Source organism: Stenotrophomonas sp. YJH_SMC_65, from assembly GCF_059369475.1.
Genome location: NZ_JCAFSR010000010.1, coordinates 67,085 through 81,066 on the forward strand (window position 1 = coordinate 67,085; position 13,982 = coordinate 81,066).

The 13,982-nt window shown below is 68.6% G+C and carries 13 protein-coding genes; 7 read left to right on the forward strand and 6 right to left on the reverse strand.

The features are described 5' to 3' along the window. Positions 1 to 32 precede the first annotated feature (32 nt). The 3 genes from AC5P7A_RS17710 to AC5P7A_RS17720 all read left to right on the forward strand — a co-directional run bounded on the left by AC5P7A_RS17710 (position 33) and on the right by AC5P7A_RS17720 (position 3,689). On the forward strand, positions 33 to 1,421 hold the full coding sequence (locus tag AC5P7A_RS17710; protein WP_126412054.1) for an FAD-binding oxidoreductase: 1,389 nt from the start codon (positions 33 to 35) through the stop codon (positions 1,419 to 1,421). 62 nt (positions 1,422 to 1,483) lie between these two features. Then, positions 1,484 to 1,783: a DUF2388 domain-containing protein gene (locus AC5P7A_RS17715; protein ID WP_014646975.1), complete on the forward strand. Its 300-nt coding sequence runs from the start codon at positions 1,484 to 1,486 to the stop codon at positions 1,781 to 1,783. 10 nt (positions 1,784 to 1,793) lie between these two features. Further along, positions 1,794 to 3,689: a DUF7844 domain-containing protein gene (locus tag AC5P7A_RS17720; protein WP_481434662.1), complete on the forward strand. Its 1,896-nt coding sequence runs from the start codon at positions 1,794 to 1,796 to the stop codon at positions 3,687 to 3,689. On the opposite strand, the gene AC5P7A_RS17725 is transcribed toward AC5P7A_RS17720, so the two are convergent. Next, positions 3,667 to 4,743, reverse strand: a complete 1,077-nt coding sequence (locus tag AC5P7A_RS17725; protein WP_346601698.1) for an ATP-binding protein — start codon at positions 4,741 to 4,743, stop codon at positions 3,667 to 3,669. The genes AC5P7A_RS17720 and AC5P7A_RS17725 overlap by 23 nt on opposite strands. Then, positions 4,743 to 5,459 (reverse strand): response regulator, encoded by a 717-nt coding sequence (locus AC5P7A_RS17730; protein ID WP_014646978.1) that lies wholly within the window; start codon positions 5,457 to 5,459, stop codon positions 4,743 to 4,745. Before AC5P7A_RS17730 ends, AC5P7A_RS17725 begins: the two co-directional genes overlap by 1 nt. A gap of 129 nt (positions 5,460 to 5,588) precedes the next feature. Between AC5P7A_RS17730 and AC5P7A_RS17735 the strand changes: the two genes are divergently transcribed. The 4 genes from AC5P7A_RS17735 (at position 5,589) to AC5P7A_RS17750 (ending at position 11,081) form a co-directional block, all read left to right on the forward strand. Further along, the gene (locus tag AC5P7A_RS17735) at positions 5,589 to 6,737 is read left to right on the forward strand and encodes an efflux RND transporter periplasmic adaptor subunit (RefSeq protein WP_134808822.1); all 1,149 of its coding nucleotides are present in this window, start codon (positions 5,589 to 5,591) and stop codon (positions 6,735 to 6,737) included. Positions 6,738 to 6,773: 36 nt separating this feature from the next. Further along, on the forward strand, positions 6,774 to 9,923 hold the full coding sequence (locus AC5P7A_RS17740) for a multidrug efflux RND transporter permease subunit (RefSeq protein ID WP_329768623.1): 3,150 nt from the start codon (positions 6,774 to 6,776) through the stop codon (positions 9,921 to 9,923). Beyond that, positions 9,904 to 10,296: a nuclear transport factor 2 family protein gene (locus AC5P7A_RS17745; RefSeq protein ID WP_046429967.1), complete on the forward strand. Its 393-nt coding sequence runs from the start codon at positions 9,904 to 9,906 to the stop codon at positions 10,294 to 10,296. Before AC5P7A_RS17740 ends, AC5P7A_RS17745 begins: the two co-directional genes overlap by 20 nt. 83 nt (positions 10,297 to 10,379) lie before the next feature. Further along, the gene (locus AC5P7A_RS17750; protein WP_197606719.1) at positions 10,380 to 11,081 is read left to right on the forward strand and encodes an MliC family protein; all 702 of its coding nucleotides are present in this window, start codon (positions 10,380 to 10,382) and stop codon (positions 11,079 to 11,081) included. Between the two features lie 119 nt (positions 11,082 to 11,200). Here the strand turns inward: AC5P7A_RS17750 and yeiP are convergent, their stop codons facing one another. The 4 genes from yeiP to AC5P7A_RS17770 all read right to left on the reverse strand — a co-directional run bounded on the left by yeiP (position 11,201) and on the right by AC5P7A_RS17770 (position 13,982). Then, the gene (yeiP, locus tag AC5P7A_RS17755) at positions 11,201 to 11,767 is read right to left on the reverse strand and encodes an elongation factor P-like protein YeiP (protein ID WP_049440079.1); all 567 of its coding nucleotides are present in this window, start codon (positions 11,765 to 11,767) and stop codon (positions 11,201 to 11,203) included. 49 nt (positions 11,768 to 11,816) lie between these two features. Next, a complete protein-coding gene (locus AC5P7A_RS17760; RefSeq protein ID WP_014646983.1) occupies positions 11,817 to 12,587 on the reverse strand; it encodes an SDR family oxidoreductase in 771 nt (256 codons plus the stop codon). 100 nt (positions 12,588 to 12,687) lie between these two features. Beyond that, positions 12,688 to 13,584, reverse strand: a complete 897-nt coding sequence (locus tag AC5P7A_RS17765; RefSeq protein ID WP_262256995.1) for a hydroxymethylglutaryl-CoA lyase — start codon at positions 13,582 to 13,584, stop codon at positions 12,688 to 12,690. Further along, a complete protein-coding gene (locus AC5P7A_RS17770; protein WP_049441164.1) occupies positions 13,581 to 13,982 on the reverse strand; it encodes a VOC family protein in 402 nt (133 codons plus the stop codon). The genes AC5P7A_RS17765 and AC5P7A_RS17770 overlap by 4 nt, the downstream gene beginning before the upstream one ends.

Sequence of the window (13,982 nt, forward strand, 5' to 3'; positions counted from 1 at the left end):
TTGCCCGTCTTCACGCACCGCGTTGGACCGTCATGACCGATTCCCGCATTGCCTCGCTGCAGCAGGCCTGTCCCGGCCTGAAGCTGAAGACCGACCCGGCCGACCTGGAGCATTACGGGCGCGACTGGACCCGGCGCTGGACGCCAGCGCCGCTGGCGATCGCACTGCCGGCCACGGTCGAGGAAGTGCAGGCGGTGATGCGCTGGAGTGCGGGCGAGGGCGTGGCCGTGGTGCCGTCCGGCGGACGTACCGGCCTTTCCGGTGGCGCGGTGGCCGCCAACGGCGAGCTGGTGCTCAGCCTGGAACGGATGAACAAGGCACTGGCCTACGACGCGGTCGATCGCACCCTGGTGGTGCAGGCCGGCATGCCGCTGGAGGCCGTGCACAACGCCGCGCTGGACCACGGCCTGATCTACCCGGTGGACTTCGCTGCGCGCGGGTCGTGCACGATCGGCGGCAACATCGCCACCAATGCCGGCGGCATCCGCGTGATCCGCTATGGCAATACCCGCGAGTGGATCGCCGGGCTGAAGGTGGTTACCGCCAGCGGCGAGCTGCTGGAACTCAACAAGGGCCTGATCAAGAACTCCAGCGGCTATGACTTCCGCCAGCTGCTGATCGGTTCGGAAGGCACGTTGGGCGTGATCGTCGAGGCGACAGTGAAACTCACCGATCCGCCGCCGGCCAGCAACGTGATGCTGCTGGCAGTACCCAGCTTCGAGGTGCTGATGCAGGTGTTCGCCGCGTTCCGCGCGCGCCTGCAGCTGCAGGCCTTCGAATTCTTCACCGACCGGGCGCTGGAGCACGTGCTGGCGCATGGCGCGCAGGCACCGTTCGACGAGGTGCATCCGTACTACGTCGTCACCGAGTTCGCGGCCAACGACGAGGCACAGGAAGCCGCGGCGATGGCGGCCTTCGAGGACTGCATGGGCAACGGCTGGGTCAGCGACGGTGTGATCAGTGCCAGCGATGCCCAGGCCGCCCAGCTGTGGCGCCTGCGCGAAGGCATCACCGAGTCGCTGGCGCGCTACAAGCCCTACAAGAATGACGTCTCGGTGCGGATCTCGGCGATGCCGGCGTTCCTGGCCGAGACCCAGGCACTGATCGGGCAGGCCTACCCGCACTTCGACGTGGTCTGGTTCGGCCATATCGGCGATGGCAACCTGCACATCAACGTGCTCAAGCCGGACGACACCAGCGACGCCGACTTCGTGGCGCAGTGCGAGCACGTGACCAAGCTGCTGGCGCAGGTGCTGGCCCGCTTCGATGGCAGCATCTCCGCCGAGCACGGCATCGGACTGGTCAAGAAGGGCTACCTGGACAGCACCCGCGCCCCCGCCGAGATCGCGCTCATGAAGGCGGTCAAACGCGCGTTCGATCCCCAAGCGCGGCTGAATCCCGGCAAGCTGTTCGACGCCTGAGCCGGGCAAATCCTTCACGTACCCGTTACGCTCCACGCACCTTCACAACCGGCTTCGAACCGATGACCCGTCCGCTTCTGCTGCTCGCCCTGCTGTCCCTGCCGCTGGCCGGCTTCGCTTCCAGCTTCGCTGGCACCTCGGCCGGTTCGGCGACCGGTGCCTCCTCCGGTTCCTCGGGCAGCAGCTCGGGCGACGACAAGGTGGTGCGAGCCGCGCGCGACGATGCCGCTGCGTTCGTCGCCAGCGACGGCCAGATCCGTGGCGCCCGCCTGCAGGCCGCGCTGGTCCACCTGCGTGAGCAGAGCGCTGCCGCACAGCAACAGAGCGACCTGGAACTGGCCCGCGCGCTGCTGGCGCGTTGATGCGGGCTGCATGACCTCGGCGTCATCGCTTTCTGCAGAGCCGAGCCATGCCCGGCTGGATGCCCGGCGCACCCGGATCGCAACAGCAGCCGAGCATGGCTCGGCTCTACGGAAGCACAGCGGGCGGTGCGGGTGGATCGCCGCATTGGCATGGCTGCTCATCCCTTCCGTCCACGCGGCTGATCGGCTGCAGCTCGATCCCTCCGGTCTCGATCCGACGCAGCAGCAGCTCGCCAGCCAGACCCTGGCCGACGTGCAGTCCCTGCTGCCGGAAGGCCTGCTGCGCGCTTTGCCGGCTCAGGTGCAGGTGCGCTGGAGTGATGACCTTCCCGCCGAGGTGCACGGGCGCGCTTTCGCCGGCCGCATTACGTTGCGCCGCACCCTGCTGGATGACGGCATGCCCGGCAACCGCCGTGCGCGCCGCAGTGCGCTGGTGCATGAACTGACCCACGTCGCCGACCGTGGCGGTGCGAACTGGTCGCAGAGCGTGCGATGGCGTGACCTTGCGGGCTGGCAGCGCAGGCCCTGGCACCTCGGCCGGGGCGACAACGATTTCCGTGATCGCAGCCCGGATGTCTATGAACTGGCGAACCCGGCCGAGTACCTGGCCGTGAATGCCGAGCATTTCGTGCTCGACGGCGAGTTCGCCTGCCGGCGGCCCGCGTTGGCGCAGTGGTACCAGGCGCATTTCGGAACACCACCGTCGCTGCCACGGCCGCGGTGCGCCACGACGCTGCCCCTGCTGCAGGCCGAATCGGAGGAGGGCGCTGCATCGCTGCTGCAGCTCGACCCGGCGCGCGTCTACGCGGTGGACTACCTGTTCGCCGAAGGCAGTGCGCAGCCGATGAGTCGCTGGGGCCACAGCATGCTGCGGCTGGTGGTCTGCAAGCCGGGCCGCGTACCTGGGCCGGACTGCCGCCTGGACCTGGAGTACCACCGCGTGCTGTCGTTCCGCGCGTTCGTGGGCGACGTGCAGATATCCAACTGGCGTGGCCTGACCGGCGGCTATCCGTCGCGGCTGTTCGTGCTGCCCCTGCAGCAGGTGGTGGACGAGTACACCAAGGTCGAGCTGCGCGGGCTGCAGTCGCTGCCGCTGCAGCTGGGCCGCAGCGAAATCGCCAGCCTGCTCGAGCGCACCGCGCAGGTGCACTGGAGCTATGACGGGCGCTATTACTTCGTCAGCAACAACTGCGCGGTGGAAACCGCCAAGCTGCTGCAGGCCGGGGTGCCGCGCCTTGGCGAGGCGGGCCTGGCCCAACTGAGTCCGCGCGGCCTGAAGCGGCGACTGGTGCGGCTGGATGTGCTCGACGAGAGGGTACTGGCGGACCGCACTGCAGCGCAGGCGCAGGGCTACTACTTCGCCTCGGCGCGCGACCACTACCAGCAGTTGTTCGCAGTGGCCGCGGCCCAGCTGGCCTTGCCCGCTCGTGATGTGCGCGGCTGGTTGAAGCTGTCTGCACAGCAACGCGCACCGTGGCTGCTGCAGGGTGACCTGCGTGCCAGTGCCGGCCTGTTGCTGCTGGAACAGGCCGCGCAGCGGCGCGCCGAGCTGCGCGCACGCGATGTGCTCAAGCGGCAGCTGCTGGCCGCACCGGACAGCGCTGAAACGCGCAGCCTGCGCGGGTTGCTGGAGCAGAGCGGGCAGTGGCTGCGCCCGGGGACGCTGCTGCAGGATGACGGCTATGGATTGCCGCTGGGCGACGAGCAGGCGCTGCTGTCCGCGGCCGTGGCCACTGCCAGTGCGCAGGCGGTCCCGGCGTGGCAGGCATTGCGCGGCCAGCTGCGCCAGCAGCTGCCGATCCGCCAACGCGAGGAAATGGATGCGATCGACGCCAATCTGGCCGCACTCGGTGCACACCTGCGTACGCAGGCAGCCCGCCCGGCTACTGGCGCGGCAGTTCGATGACGAAGCGGCTGCCGCCGGCGCTGCCCGGGATGCAGTAGACGCGGCCACCGTGCGCGTCGGCGATGGCCTTGACCACCGCCAGGCCGAGCCCGCTGCCGCCGCCCTGTCGCGAACGCGAACCGTCGCCACGCATGAACGGGGTGAAGATATCCGCGTGCAGTTCCGGGTCGATGCCCGGACCCTCGTCTTCGATCGCCACCTGCACGTGGCCGGGCGTGTCATGCACTGCAATCCGCACCTTGCCCGGGCTGGCATAGCGCCGCGCGTTCTCCAGCAGCGCCAGCAATGCCTGGCGCAGGCGGGTCGGGTCGCAGTGCGCGTTGTGTTCCTCGCGGCTGGTTTCCAGCTCCAGCACGAAGCCGGCGGCGCGGAACTGTGGATCGACCAGGGTCATCACCGAATGCACCTCGGCCACCACGTCGGTGCGCGCGCGACGCACGTCCAGCCGCGCGTTGTCGGACAGGCTCAGCACGCGCAGGTCCTCGATCAGCCGTGACAGCCCTTCGACCTGGGCCAGCAGGCTGCGGAACTGCGACTCGTCTGGCTGGAACACACCCTCTGCCAGCCCCTGCAGGCGGCCACGCAGGATCGTCACCGGCGTGCGCAGCTCATGGGCGATGGCCGCGTGCCACATCGCGCGCTCGCTCTCCATGTGCTGCAGGCGGCGCGCCATCGCATTGAAGTCCTCGACCAGGGTCGCCACTTCGCCCGGCGAATTTTCCTCGACGCTGGCGCGTGCACCCAGGTCGCCGCCCGCGAGCGCACGCACGCTGTCCACCAGCGAATTCAGCGGCGACAGGATGCGGTGGGCGAGGCGGAACGAGGCGGCGATGGCCAGCGCCAGCCCGGTCAGGATCACGCCCACCATCCATGCCAGTTCCGGGCCGGTCGGCAGCCAGCTTTCCGGCTCCTCGGTACTGCCGGGGAAGAACTCGACCAGCACCGCGTACAGCAGCCACGATGACAGGATCATCATCACGATGACGCCGATCACCATCAGCGACATCGAAACGATGATGTGGCGGCTCAGCCCGGAGCGGCGCAGGGAGGGCATCAGCGATCGGCCATCAGCCGGTAGCCGACGCCACGCACGCTGGCTGGGACGTTGACCATGCCCACTTCATCCAGCTTGCGGCGCAGCTTGCTGACATGGCTGTCGACGGTGCGCTCCAGTGCTTCGCTTTCCGGCAGGCATTCGTGCATCAGCTCGCTGCGGCTGAAGATGCGCGTCGGCGCCAGCGCCATGCAGTGCAGCAGCTTGAACTCGGTGAGGGTGAGCAGCACTTCGTGGCTGTAGCCTTCGCCCTCCACGTGCACCGCGTGGGTGGCCGAGTCGATCAGCAGCGGGCCGACGCGCAACGCGGTGGGTGCGTCCACGCGCGCGGCGCGCAGCGTGCGCCGCAGTACGGCGCGCACGCGCGCGGCCACCTCGGCCGGGTTGAAGGGCTTGACCACGTAGTCATCAGCGCCCATCCGCAGCGCGGTCAGCTTGTCCAGGTCCTGGTCCAGTGCGGTCAGCATGATCACCGGCGTCTCGCCGCGCTGGCGCAGCTGGGTCAGCACGCTCCAGCCGTCCAGGCGCGGCAGCTGCACATCGAGCAGGACCAGGTCGGGCCGGGCGCTGCGGTGCAGGTCCAGTGCGCTGTGGCCATCGGCGGCGCGCAGCGTGCGCAGTCCTTCGCGTTCCAGGTAGGCGCAGAGAATGTCAGCGATCTCGGCCTCATCCTCGACGATCAGGACGAGGGCGGCGAGGGCAGGGGAGGCATGCATGCAGGGGCGGGGCCGTAAGGTGCTTGCCTCCATCGTATCTCCACAGTTCCTCCATCGAAACCCCATCATCGCCACGCAGACTGCGCGCTTCAGAACCTATCCGCCGCCTGCGCGGCATTGTGCACAGCAATGAGAACCTTCAGGACTCCGGTCGCGTTGATCGCGGCCCTCGCCTTGGCCATGACGGCCTGCTCCACTCCCGAAGCCACCCCCGAGGCGGCGCCGCGCGTCAGCGTGATCAGCGTCGGCCCGCAGGTGGTGCAACGTGACGACGAACTGCCAGGCCGCGTCGCGGCGGTGCGCACCGCGCAGATCCGCGCACAGGTGGGCGGCATCGTGCAGAGGCGCCTGTTCGACCAGGGGGCGGAAGTCAGGGCAGGCCAGGCCTTGTTCCAGATTGACCCGGCAGCGTTCCGGGCCGACGTCGATTCGGCGCTGGCCGCACTGCAGCGCAGTGAGGCGGCGTTGGGCCGCAGTCGCGTGCAGTCGCAGCGCCTGCACGCCCTGGCTGCCGCGCAGGCGGTCAGCCAGCAGCATCGGGACGACGCCAGCGCCGAGTACGAGCAGGCACGCGCGGCAGTGAATGAAGCGCGCGCGATCCTGTCCCGTCGCCAGCTCGACCTGCGCTATGCCACGGTCAGCGCACCGATTGCCGGTCGTATCGATCAGGCATTGGTGACCGAAGGTGCGCTGGTCGGCGTGGCCGATGCCGAGCCGATGGCCGTGGTACAGCAGATCGACCAGGTCTACGTGGATGTGCGCCAGCCGGCGGCGCAGCTGGAGTCGCTGCAGCGCAGTGCGGCCGGCGGCGACAAGCTGCCGGTGACCATCATCGGTGCCGCCGGCAAGCCGCTGCCCGAGCGTGGCCAGCTGCTGTTCTCCGGTATCAATGTCGATGCACGGACGGGTGATGTGATCCTGCGCATCCTGGTGGACAACCCGCGGCGGCAGCTGCTGCCCGGCATGTATGTGCGCGCGAGGGTGCCGCGGGGTGCCCCGGCCAGCGCGTTGACCGTGCCACAGCAGGCCGTGCTGCGCAGCGCCGGTGGCCAGGCCTATGCCTGGGTGATAGGCGCCGACGGCAGGGCGGTGATCCGCACGCTGGAGGTGGACGGCAGCGTCGATCGCCAGTGGCTGGTGCGCGCGGGCCTGAAGGCCGGCGAGAAAGTGGTGGTCGAGGGCCAGGAGCGCCTGCAGGAAGGCGTGGTGGTCGATGCGCGCGACTGGCAGAAGCCGGTCGCCAGCGCCGGTGCGGTGCAGGCCGGCAGCAAGGGCTGAGCCTTTCCCGGGACAGCCCCTCCAGGAAAATCCAACATGGCACGTTTCTTCATCGATCGCCCGGTGTTCGCCTGGGTGCTGGCGATCTTCATCATCCTGGCCGGCGCGCTGGCGATTCCGCGCCTGGCCGTGGAGCGCTATCCGGCGGTCGCGCCGCCCAGCGTCAGCATCTATGCCAGCTACCCGGGTGCGAGCCCGCAGACGTTGAACGATGCGGTGGTCGGCCTGATCGAGCGCGAGCTGTCCAGCGTCAAGCATCTGCTTTACTTCGAATCGTCGGTGGACACCTCCGGCGAAGCCTCGATCACCGCCACCTTCAAGCCCGGCACCAATCCGGAACTGGCGCAGGTGGACGTGCAGAACCGGATCAAGGCGATCGAGCCGCGCCTTCCGCGCAGCGTGCGGCAGAACGGCCTGTTCGTGGAGGCCGCCGATTCCGGCTTCCTGATGCTGGTCGGCCTGCGTTCGCCGGATGCCAGCGTCAGCGAGGCCGCGCTGGGCGATTTCATGGCGCGCAACATCATCGAAGAGCTGCGCCGCATCGATGGCGTCGGTCGCGTGCAGTTGTTCGGTGCCGAGCAGGCGATGCGCGTGTGGCTGGACCCGACCCGGTTGACCGGCTACGGCCTGACCATGGGCGATGTGGCCACTGCCATCGAGCAGCAGAACCTGGAGATCTCGCCGGGGCGCATCGGTGATTCGCCGGGTGTTCCAGGCCAGCGCATCACCGTGCCGCTCAGCGCCGACGGCCAGTTGTCCACGCCGGAACAGTTCGCGGCGATCGTACTGCGCGCCGGGGCCGACGGTTCACGGGTGGTGCTGGGTGATGTCGCCCGCGTCGAACTGGGCGCGCAGAGCTATGCCTGGGGCACCCGCGAGGATGGCCATCCGGCCACCGCCGCCGGGGTGCAGCTGCGGCCGGGCGCGAATGCGGTGCGCACGGCGTCGGCGGTCCGTGAGCGCATGGCGGAACTGGCGCCGCTGTTGCCGCGCGGCGTGGAGGCGAGCATCCCGTTCGACACCGCGCCGTTCGTGAAGATCTCGATCCAGAAGGTGGTGCAGACGCTGCTGGAGGCGATGCTGCTGGTGTTCGCGGTGATGTACCTGTTCCTGCAGAACTGGCGCTACACGCTGATTCCTGCGCTGGTCGCACCGATCGCGCTGCTCGGTACCTTCGCGGTGATGCTGGCACTGGGCTTCTCGATCAACGTGCTGACCATGTTCGGCATGGTGCTGGCGATCGGCATCATCGTCGACGACGCGATCGTGGTGGTCGAGGGCGTGGAGCGGATCATGGCCGAGGAGGGCCTGCCGCCGCGCGAGGCGACCATCAAGGCGATGCGCGAGCTGACCGGCGCGGTGATCGGCATCACCCTGGTGCTGACCGCGGTGTTCATTCCGATGGCCTTGGCCAGCGGCTCGGTGGGCGCGATCTACCGCCAGTTCACCGTGGCGATGGCGGTGTCGATCCTGTTTTCGGCGCTGCTGGCACTGAGCCTGACACCGGCGCTGTGCGCGACCCTGCTGCGCCCGAACACCCACGGCCATCATGGTCGTGGCGGGCTGTTCGGCGCCTTCAATCGTGGCTTCGAGGCGTTGACCGGGCGCTACCAGCGTGGCGTGGCCTCCGTGCTGCAGCGAAGCGGCCGGGTGATGGGCGTGTTCGCCGCGCTGGTGGCGGCGCTGCTGCTGGGCCTGCACTGGCTGCCGGGCGCGTTCCTGCCGGAAGAGGACCAGGGCTATTTCATGACCTCGATCCAGCTGCCGGCCGAAGCCACCGCCGAACGCACGCTGGCGGTGGTCGAAGCCTACGAACGGCACGTGGCCTCGCGCCCGGGCATCGGCTCCAACCAGTCGATCCTCGGTTACAGCTTCTCCGGTTCCGGCCCGAGCGCGGCGCTGACCTACACCATGCTGAAGGACTGGGGCGAGCGTGCTGGCGCCACCGCGGCCGGCGAGGTGGAGGCCGCGCAGCAGGCGATGGCCACGGTTGCCGAGGGCGAGGTGATGAGCGTGATGCCGCCGGCGATCGACAGCCTGGGCCGTTCGTCCGGGTTCTCGCTGGCCCTGCAGGCGCGTACCGGGCAGAGCCAGGCCGAGCTGCGCGCGGCCCTGCAGCAGCTGCTGAAGCTGGCCGACGCCAGTCCGCTGCTGTCGGAGGTGCATGCCGATGGCCTGCCGGCAGGTACCAGCGTGCGGCTGGACATTGATCGCGCCAAGGCCGAGGCGATGGGCGTGGGCTTCGAGCACATCAGCAGCACGCTGTCAGCGGCGATGGGCTCGCAGTACGTCAATGATTTCCCCAACAAGGGCCGGTTGCAGCAGGTGATCCTGCAGGCCGACGCGCCGCATCGCATGGAACTGGAGGACGTGCTGAATCTGTACGTGCGCAACAGCGAGGGCGGCATGGTGGCGTTGTCGGAACTGGTGACCCCGCACTGGACCGAGGCGCCGCTGCAGCTGCAGCGCTACCTCGGCTTCCCGGCGTTGAATCTGTCCGGCGCACCGGCCTCCGGCGTGTCGACCGGCCAGGCCATGGCGGAGATGGAGCGGTTGGCCGGGAAGCTGCCGTCCGGTTTTGCCCTGCAGTGGACCAGCCAGTCGCTGCAGGAGCGTGAGTCGGGGGCGCAGGCGCCGTGGCTGCTGTTGTTGTCGATGCTGGTGGTGTTCCTGGTGCTGGCGGCGCTGTACGAGAGCTGGTCGATTCCGCTGGCGGTGATGCTGGTGGTGCCACTCGGCCTGCTCGGTGCGGTCGCCGCGGTGCTGTTGCGTGGCATGCCCAACGATGTGTTCTTCAAGGTCGGCATGATCACCGTGATCGGGCTGTCTGCGAAGAACGCGATCCTCATTGTCGAGTTCGCGCGGCAGCTGCAGCAGCAGGGGCGCGGCCTGGTCGAGGCGGCATTGGAGGCAGCCAGGCTGCGCCTGCGCCCGATCGTGATGACCTCGCTGGCATTCGCGCTGGGCGTGGTGCCGCTGATGCTGGCGCAGGGCGCGTCGAAGGAAACCCAGCAGGCGATTGGAACCGGTGTGTTCGGCGGCATGGTCAGTGCGACCGTGCTGGCGGTGTTCTTCGTGCCGGTCTTCTATGTAGTGGTGCAGGGCGCGCGGCAGTGGATCGCGCAGCGCCTGCGCAGGCGCCGGCCGATGCCGGGAGGAACCGTGGATGGAACGGAACATCGTTGAAGATCTGCATGAGCAGCAGTTGATGGCGCTGGAGCAGCGCCTGTGCGCTGCGCTGCTGGAAAATGACCACGATGCGTTGAACGCGCTGGTATCGCCGGCCTTGTTCATGATGGAAGGCCACGGCGGCCGCATGCTCGATCTGCCATGGCTGGGCGATTGGCTGGCCGGCAGCCTGCAGGTGCGAAGCCTGCAGCTGCACGCGGTGGAGACGCTGCTGTGTGGCCGCCTGGCGTTGCTGTCCAGCGACGTGCGGTTGTCCGTGTCGCGGCAGGGCCGGGAGCGTGAAGTGAAGCTGCGCCTGCTGCGGGTCTGGACCTGCAGTTCCGCCGGCAGCGGTGCGCAGCTGTTGTCGATGGCGGTACTGGCCGCGTGAGTACGGTCAGGCCGCTTTCAGGCCGCGCTCACCGGCAGGTGGTAGGGTCGAAGGTCTCTGTAGTGTCGACAAGGAGTCGAGCCATGCGTGTAGTTCCCAGTCTGTTGGCAGCCTCGCTCGGGTTGGTGCTGGCCGCGTGCCAGCCGGCCCAGGCACCCGCTGCGGGCGGCACCGATGCCGCGCCGCCGGCGGCGCCCGAACCGGCTGCCAGCACCAGCGCCGGTACCGGCAGCGAGACCACGTACCAGTGTGGTGATCTGAGCGTGCGCGCGACCTTCAATGGCGAGGATGCGGCCACGGTGGTGATCGGCGAACGTACCTTCGCCATGACCTCCGAACGTGCGGCGTCGGGTGCCAAGTACGGTGATGGCCAGGGCAACAGCTTCTGGACCAAGGGCAGCGATGACGGCCTGTTGAGCCTGAAGGGCGAGGCGGACCGCGAGTGCCATGCGGTCGAAGCGACCGAAGGCGATGGCAGCGCGGGCACGGCCGCGTTCCGCGCCACGGGCAACGAGCCGGGCTGGTTGGCGGTCGTCGATGGCGACGCGCCGGGCCTGCGGGTGGAAGTTGACTATGGCGAGCGTCGCTTCGACGTCGCCACGCCCACCGAAGGTGCTGACGGTTGGAGTGGCAAGGCGTCCGACGGTACCGACGTCAAGCTCAGCTTCCAGCGCACCACCTGCCAGGACGACATGAGCGGCGAGTCGTTCGATGCCAAGGTGAACCTGACCATCGGCACCCGCCAGTACCACGGCTGCGGCAACTTCGGTGCGAAGCAGCCGTAAGCCTTCTGTAGAGCCGAGCCCACGCTCGGCTCTACACGATCGCTACATCCGATGCGCTGCCCGCTGCCTGCGGCGAGCACGCCGCAAGCAGGGACAGGCAGCCGATCAGCGCAAGGCGCTTAGTCGGCGCGGCCGGCGAATTCGCCGGTGGCGGTGTTCACCAGCACGCGTTCGCCGTTGACGATGTATTCCGGCACCATGATCTCGATGCCGGTGTTGAGTTTGGCCGGCTTCGGGCGCTTGGTGGCAGTGCCGCCCTTCAGTTCCGGCGGGGTCTCGATCACTTCCAGCACCACCGAGGCCGGCAGCTGGATCGCCACCGGCTGCTCGTCGATCACCTGCACGTAGATGCCGGTCAGGCCGTCGGTGATGTAGCCGGCGTCGTCGCCGATCACGTCCGCGTCCAGGGTGTAGGGCGTGTAGTCCTCGTCATCGAGGAACACGAAGGCATCGCCGTCCCTGTACGAATAGGTGGACTGGCGGCGCAGCAGTTCGACCTCGACCAGGTTGTCGTCGGCATCGAAGCTGGCGTCGAGCTTGTTGCCGCCCGGCACGCTGTACATGATGAAGCGGAAGCGGACGTTGCCGCCGCGACCCTGCGGCGAGCTGCGCTCGATGTCGCGGATCTGGTACACGCCGTTGTTGTACTCGACGACGTTGCCCTTCTTGATGTCGTTGGCTTTCATGGTGATCTAGGTCGTTGGGGGAGGGCGCCGTCCCGGCGCCCGGGGGGAATCACTTCGGAGCGAGGCGGGTAGCGCCGTCCAGGCGGATGGTCTCGCCGTTGAGGTAGGTGTTGCCGAGGATGAAGCCGACCAGGCTGGCGAAGTCTTCCGGCTTGCCCAGGCGCGACGGGAACGGGATCGAGGCGGCCAGCGACTGCTGCACGGCTTCGGGCATGCCATCGACCATCGGCGTCCAGAACACGCCAGGAGCAATCGTATTGACGCGGATGCCGAAGCGCGACAGTTCGCGCGCCATCGGCAGCGTCATCGACACCACGCCGCCCTTGCTGGCGGCATACGCGGCCTGGCCGATCTGTCCTTCATAGGCAGCGATGCTGGCGGTGTTGATGATCACGCCGCGCTCGCCGTCTTCGCCGGCGTCGTTGTGCTGCATGCGGTTGGCCGCGGCCTTGGCCACGTTGAAGCTGCCGACCAGATTGACCATCACCGTGCCCTGGAAGCCGGCCAGCGGCATCGGGCCTTCCTTGCCGAGCACGCGACCGGCGCCGAGGATGCCGGCGCAGTTCATCGCTACGTTCAGGCCGCCGAGGAAATCGTGGGCCTGGTCGATGGCTGCAGCCACGGCCGCCTCATCGCTGACGTTGACATTGAAATAGCGGGCCTTGTCGGCACCCAGCCCGGCAACGGCAGCTGCACCCTTGTCGTCGTTGAGGTCGAACAGAGCCACCTTGCCGCCCTGGGCGACGAGGTGCTGGGCCACGGCCAGGCCGAGGCCGGAGACGCCGCCAGTGATCACGGCACGTACGGAAGACAGCTGCATTGCACGGTCCTGCTGGTTCGAGAACCGCCGATTCTAACGGAAGCGGCGACCGTCGCCGTTGTGCACTGCGCCGCCGCAGCAGGGCGTCGCAGCGCGACGGTCAACCTGCGGCGGCCAGCGCCTGCCCGGTGCGGCTGGCGGTGGCGCGACCGAGCAGGCCAGCCAGCCAGCGGCCGGTCTCGGCCAGTGCCGGCAGGTCCACGCCGCTGTCCAGGCCCAGGCCCTGCAGCAGGTAGACCACGTCTTCGCTGGCGACGTTGCCGCTGGCACCCTTGGCATACGGGCAGCCACCGGCGCCGGACACGGCGCTGTCGACCACGCGCACGCCTTCTTCCAGGCAGGTGGCGATGTTGGCGATGGCTTGGCCGTAGGTGTCGTGGAAGTGCACGGCCAAGGCTTCCATCGGAATCTCGGCCGCCACCGCCTGCAGCATCGCCCGTGCCTTGCGCGGGGTGCCGACGCCGATGGTGTCGCCCAGCGAGATTTCGTAACAGCCCATCTGGTGCAGCGCGCGCGCCACGCGCACCACGTCGGCCAGCGGCACCTCGCCCTGGTAGGGGCAACCGAGCACGGTGGAGACGTAGCCGCGCACGCGCACGCCATCGGCGGCTGCGCGGCGCAGGATCGGCTCGAACCGGGCCAGCGACTCGTCGATGCTGGCATTGGTATTGGTGCGGTTGAACGCCTCGGACGCGGCAGTGAACACCGCCACCTCCTCGACGCCGACCGCTCGGGCGCGGTCGTAGCCCTGTTCGTTCGGCACCAGTACCGGGTAGTGGATGCCGGGGCGGCGCTGGATGCCGGCGTAGACCTCGGCGGCATCGGCCAGCTGCGGAATCCACTTCGGGCTGACGAAACTGGTCGTCTCGATGCTGCGCAGGCCGGTGGCCGACAGGCGGTTGATCAGTTCGATCTTGTCGGCGGTGGACACCAACTGCTTTTCGTTCTGCAGGCCATCACGCGGGCCGACCTCGACAATGCGGACGTAATCGCTCATGCGGCTGCCCCATCGGCGGGGCGGTGGCAGACCGCCTCGATGTTGTTGCCGTCCGGGTCGAGCACGAAGGCGGCGTAGTAATCCGGGTGGTACCACGGGCGCAGGCCCGGGGCGCCGTTGTCGCGGCCACCGGCGGCGAGGGCGGCGGCGTGGAAGGCGTCCACCTGCGCGCGGCTGGCGCAGGCGAAGGCCACGTGCACGCCGTGACTGGCGGTGCCGCCATTGCCGAGCCAGAAGAACGGCTTGCCGTCGCTGCCGAAGCCGATGTGGTCGTGGTCGCCGGTCTGTTCGGCGCTCACTTCCATCACCACGCCGATCTGCAGCGGCGCCAGTGCCTGCAGGAAGAAGGTCCTGCTGCGCGCCAGGTCGGCGCTGGTCAAACCAAGATGATCGAGCAT

What these genes read in the sequence shown, in the direction of transcription:
- AC5P7A_RS17710 (WP_126412054.1), top strand. Translation starts at nt 33, where the DNA reads ATGACCGATTCCCGCATTGCCTCGCTGCAGCAGGCCTGTCCCGGCCTG.
- AC5P7A_RS17715 (WP_014646975.1), top strand. Translation starts at nt 1,484, where the DNA reads ATGACCCGTCCGCTTCTGCTGCTCGCCCTGCTGTCCCTGCCGCTGGCC.
- AC5P7A_RS17720 (WP_481434662.1), top strand. Translation starts at nt 1,794, where the DNA reads ATGACCTCGGCGTCATCGCTTTCTGCAGAGCCGAGCCATGCCCGGCTG.
- AC5P7A_RS17725 (WP_346601698.1), bottom strand. Translation starts at nt 4,743, where the DNA reads ATGCCCTCCCTGCGCCGCTCCGGGCTGAGCCGCCACATCATCGTTTCG.
- AC5P7A_RS17730 (WP_014646978.1), bottom strand. Translation starts at nt 5,459, where the DNA reads ATGCATGCCTCCCCTGCCCTCGCCGCCCTCGTCCTGATCGTCGAGGAT.
- AC5P7A_RS17735 (WP_134808822.1), top strand. Translation starts at nt 5,589, where the DNA reads ATGAGAACCTTCAGGACTCCGGTCGCGTTGATCGCGGCCCTCGCCTTG.
- AC5P7A_RS17740 (WP_329768623.1), top strand. Translation starts at nt 6,774, where the DNA reads ATGGCACGTTTCTTCATCGATCGCCCGGTGTTCGCCTGGGTGCTGGCG.
- AC5P7A_RS17745 (WP_046429967.1), top strand. Translation starts at nt 9,904, where the DNA reads ATGGAACGGAACATCGTTGAAGATCTGCATGAGCAGCAGTTGATGGCG.
- AC5P7A_RS17750 (WP_197606719.1), top strand. Translation starts at nt 10,380, where the DNA reads ATGCGTGTAGTTCCCAGTCTGTTGGCAGCCTCGCTCGGGTTGGTGCTG.
- yeiP (WP_049440079.1), bottom strand. Translation starts at nt 11,767, where the DNA reads ATGAAAGCCAACGACATCAAGAAGGGCAACGTCGTCGAGTACAACAAC.
- AC5P7A_RS17760 (WP_014646983.1), bottom strand. Translation starts at nt 12,587, where the DNA reads ATGCAGCTGTCTTCCGTACGTGCCGTGATCACTGGCGGCGTCTCCGGC.
- AC5P7A_RS17765 (WP_262256995.1), bottom strand. Translation starts at nt 13,584, where the DNA reads ATGAGCGATTACGTCCGCATTGTCGAGGTCGGCCCGCGTGATGGCCTG.
- AC5P7A_RS17770 (WP_049441164.1), bottom strand. Translation starts at nt 13,982, where the DNA reads ATGCTCGATCATCTTGGTTTGACCAGCGCCGACCTGGCGCGCAGCAGG.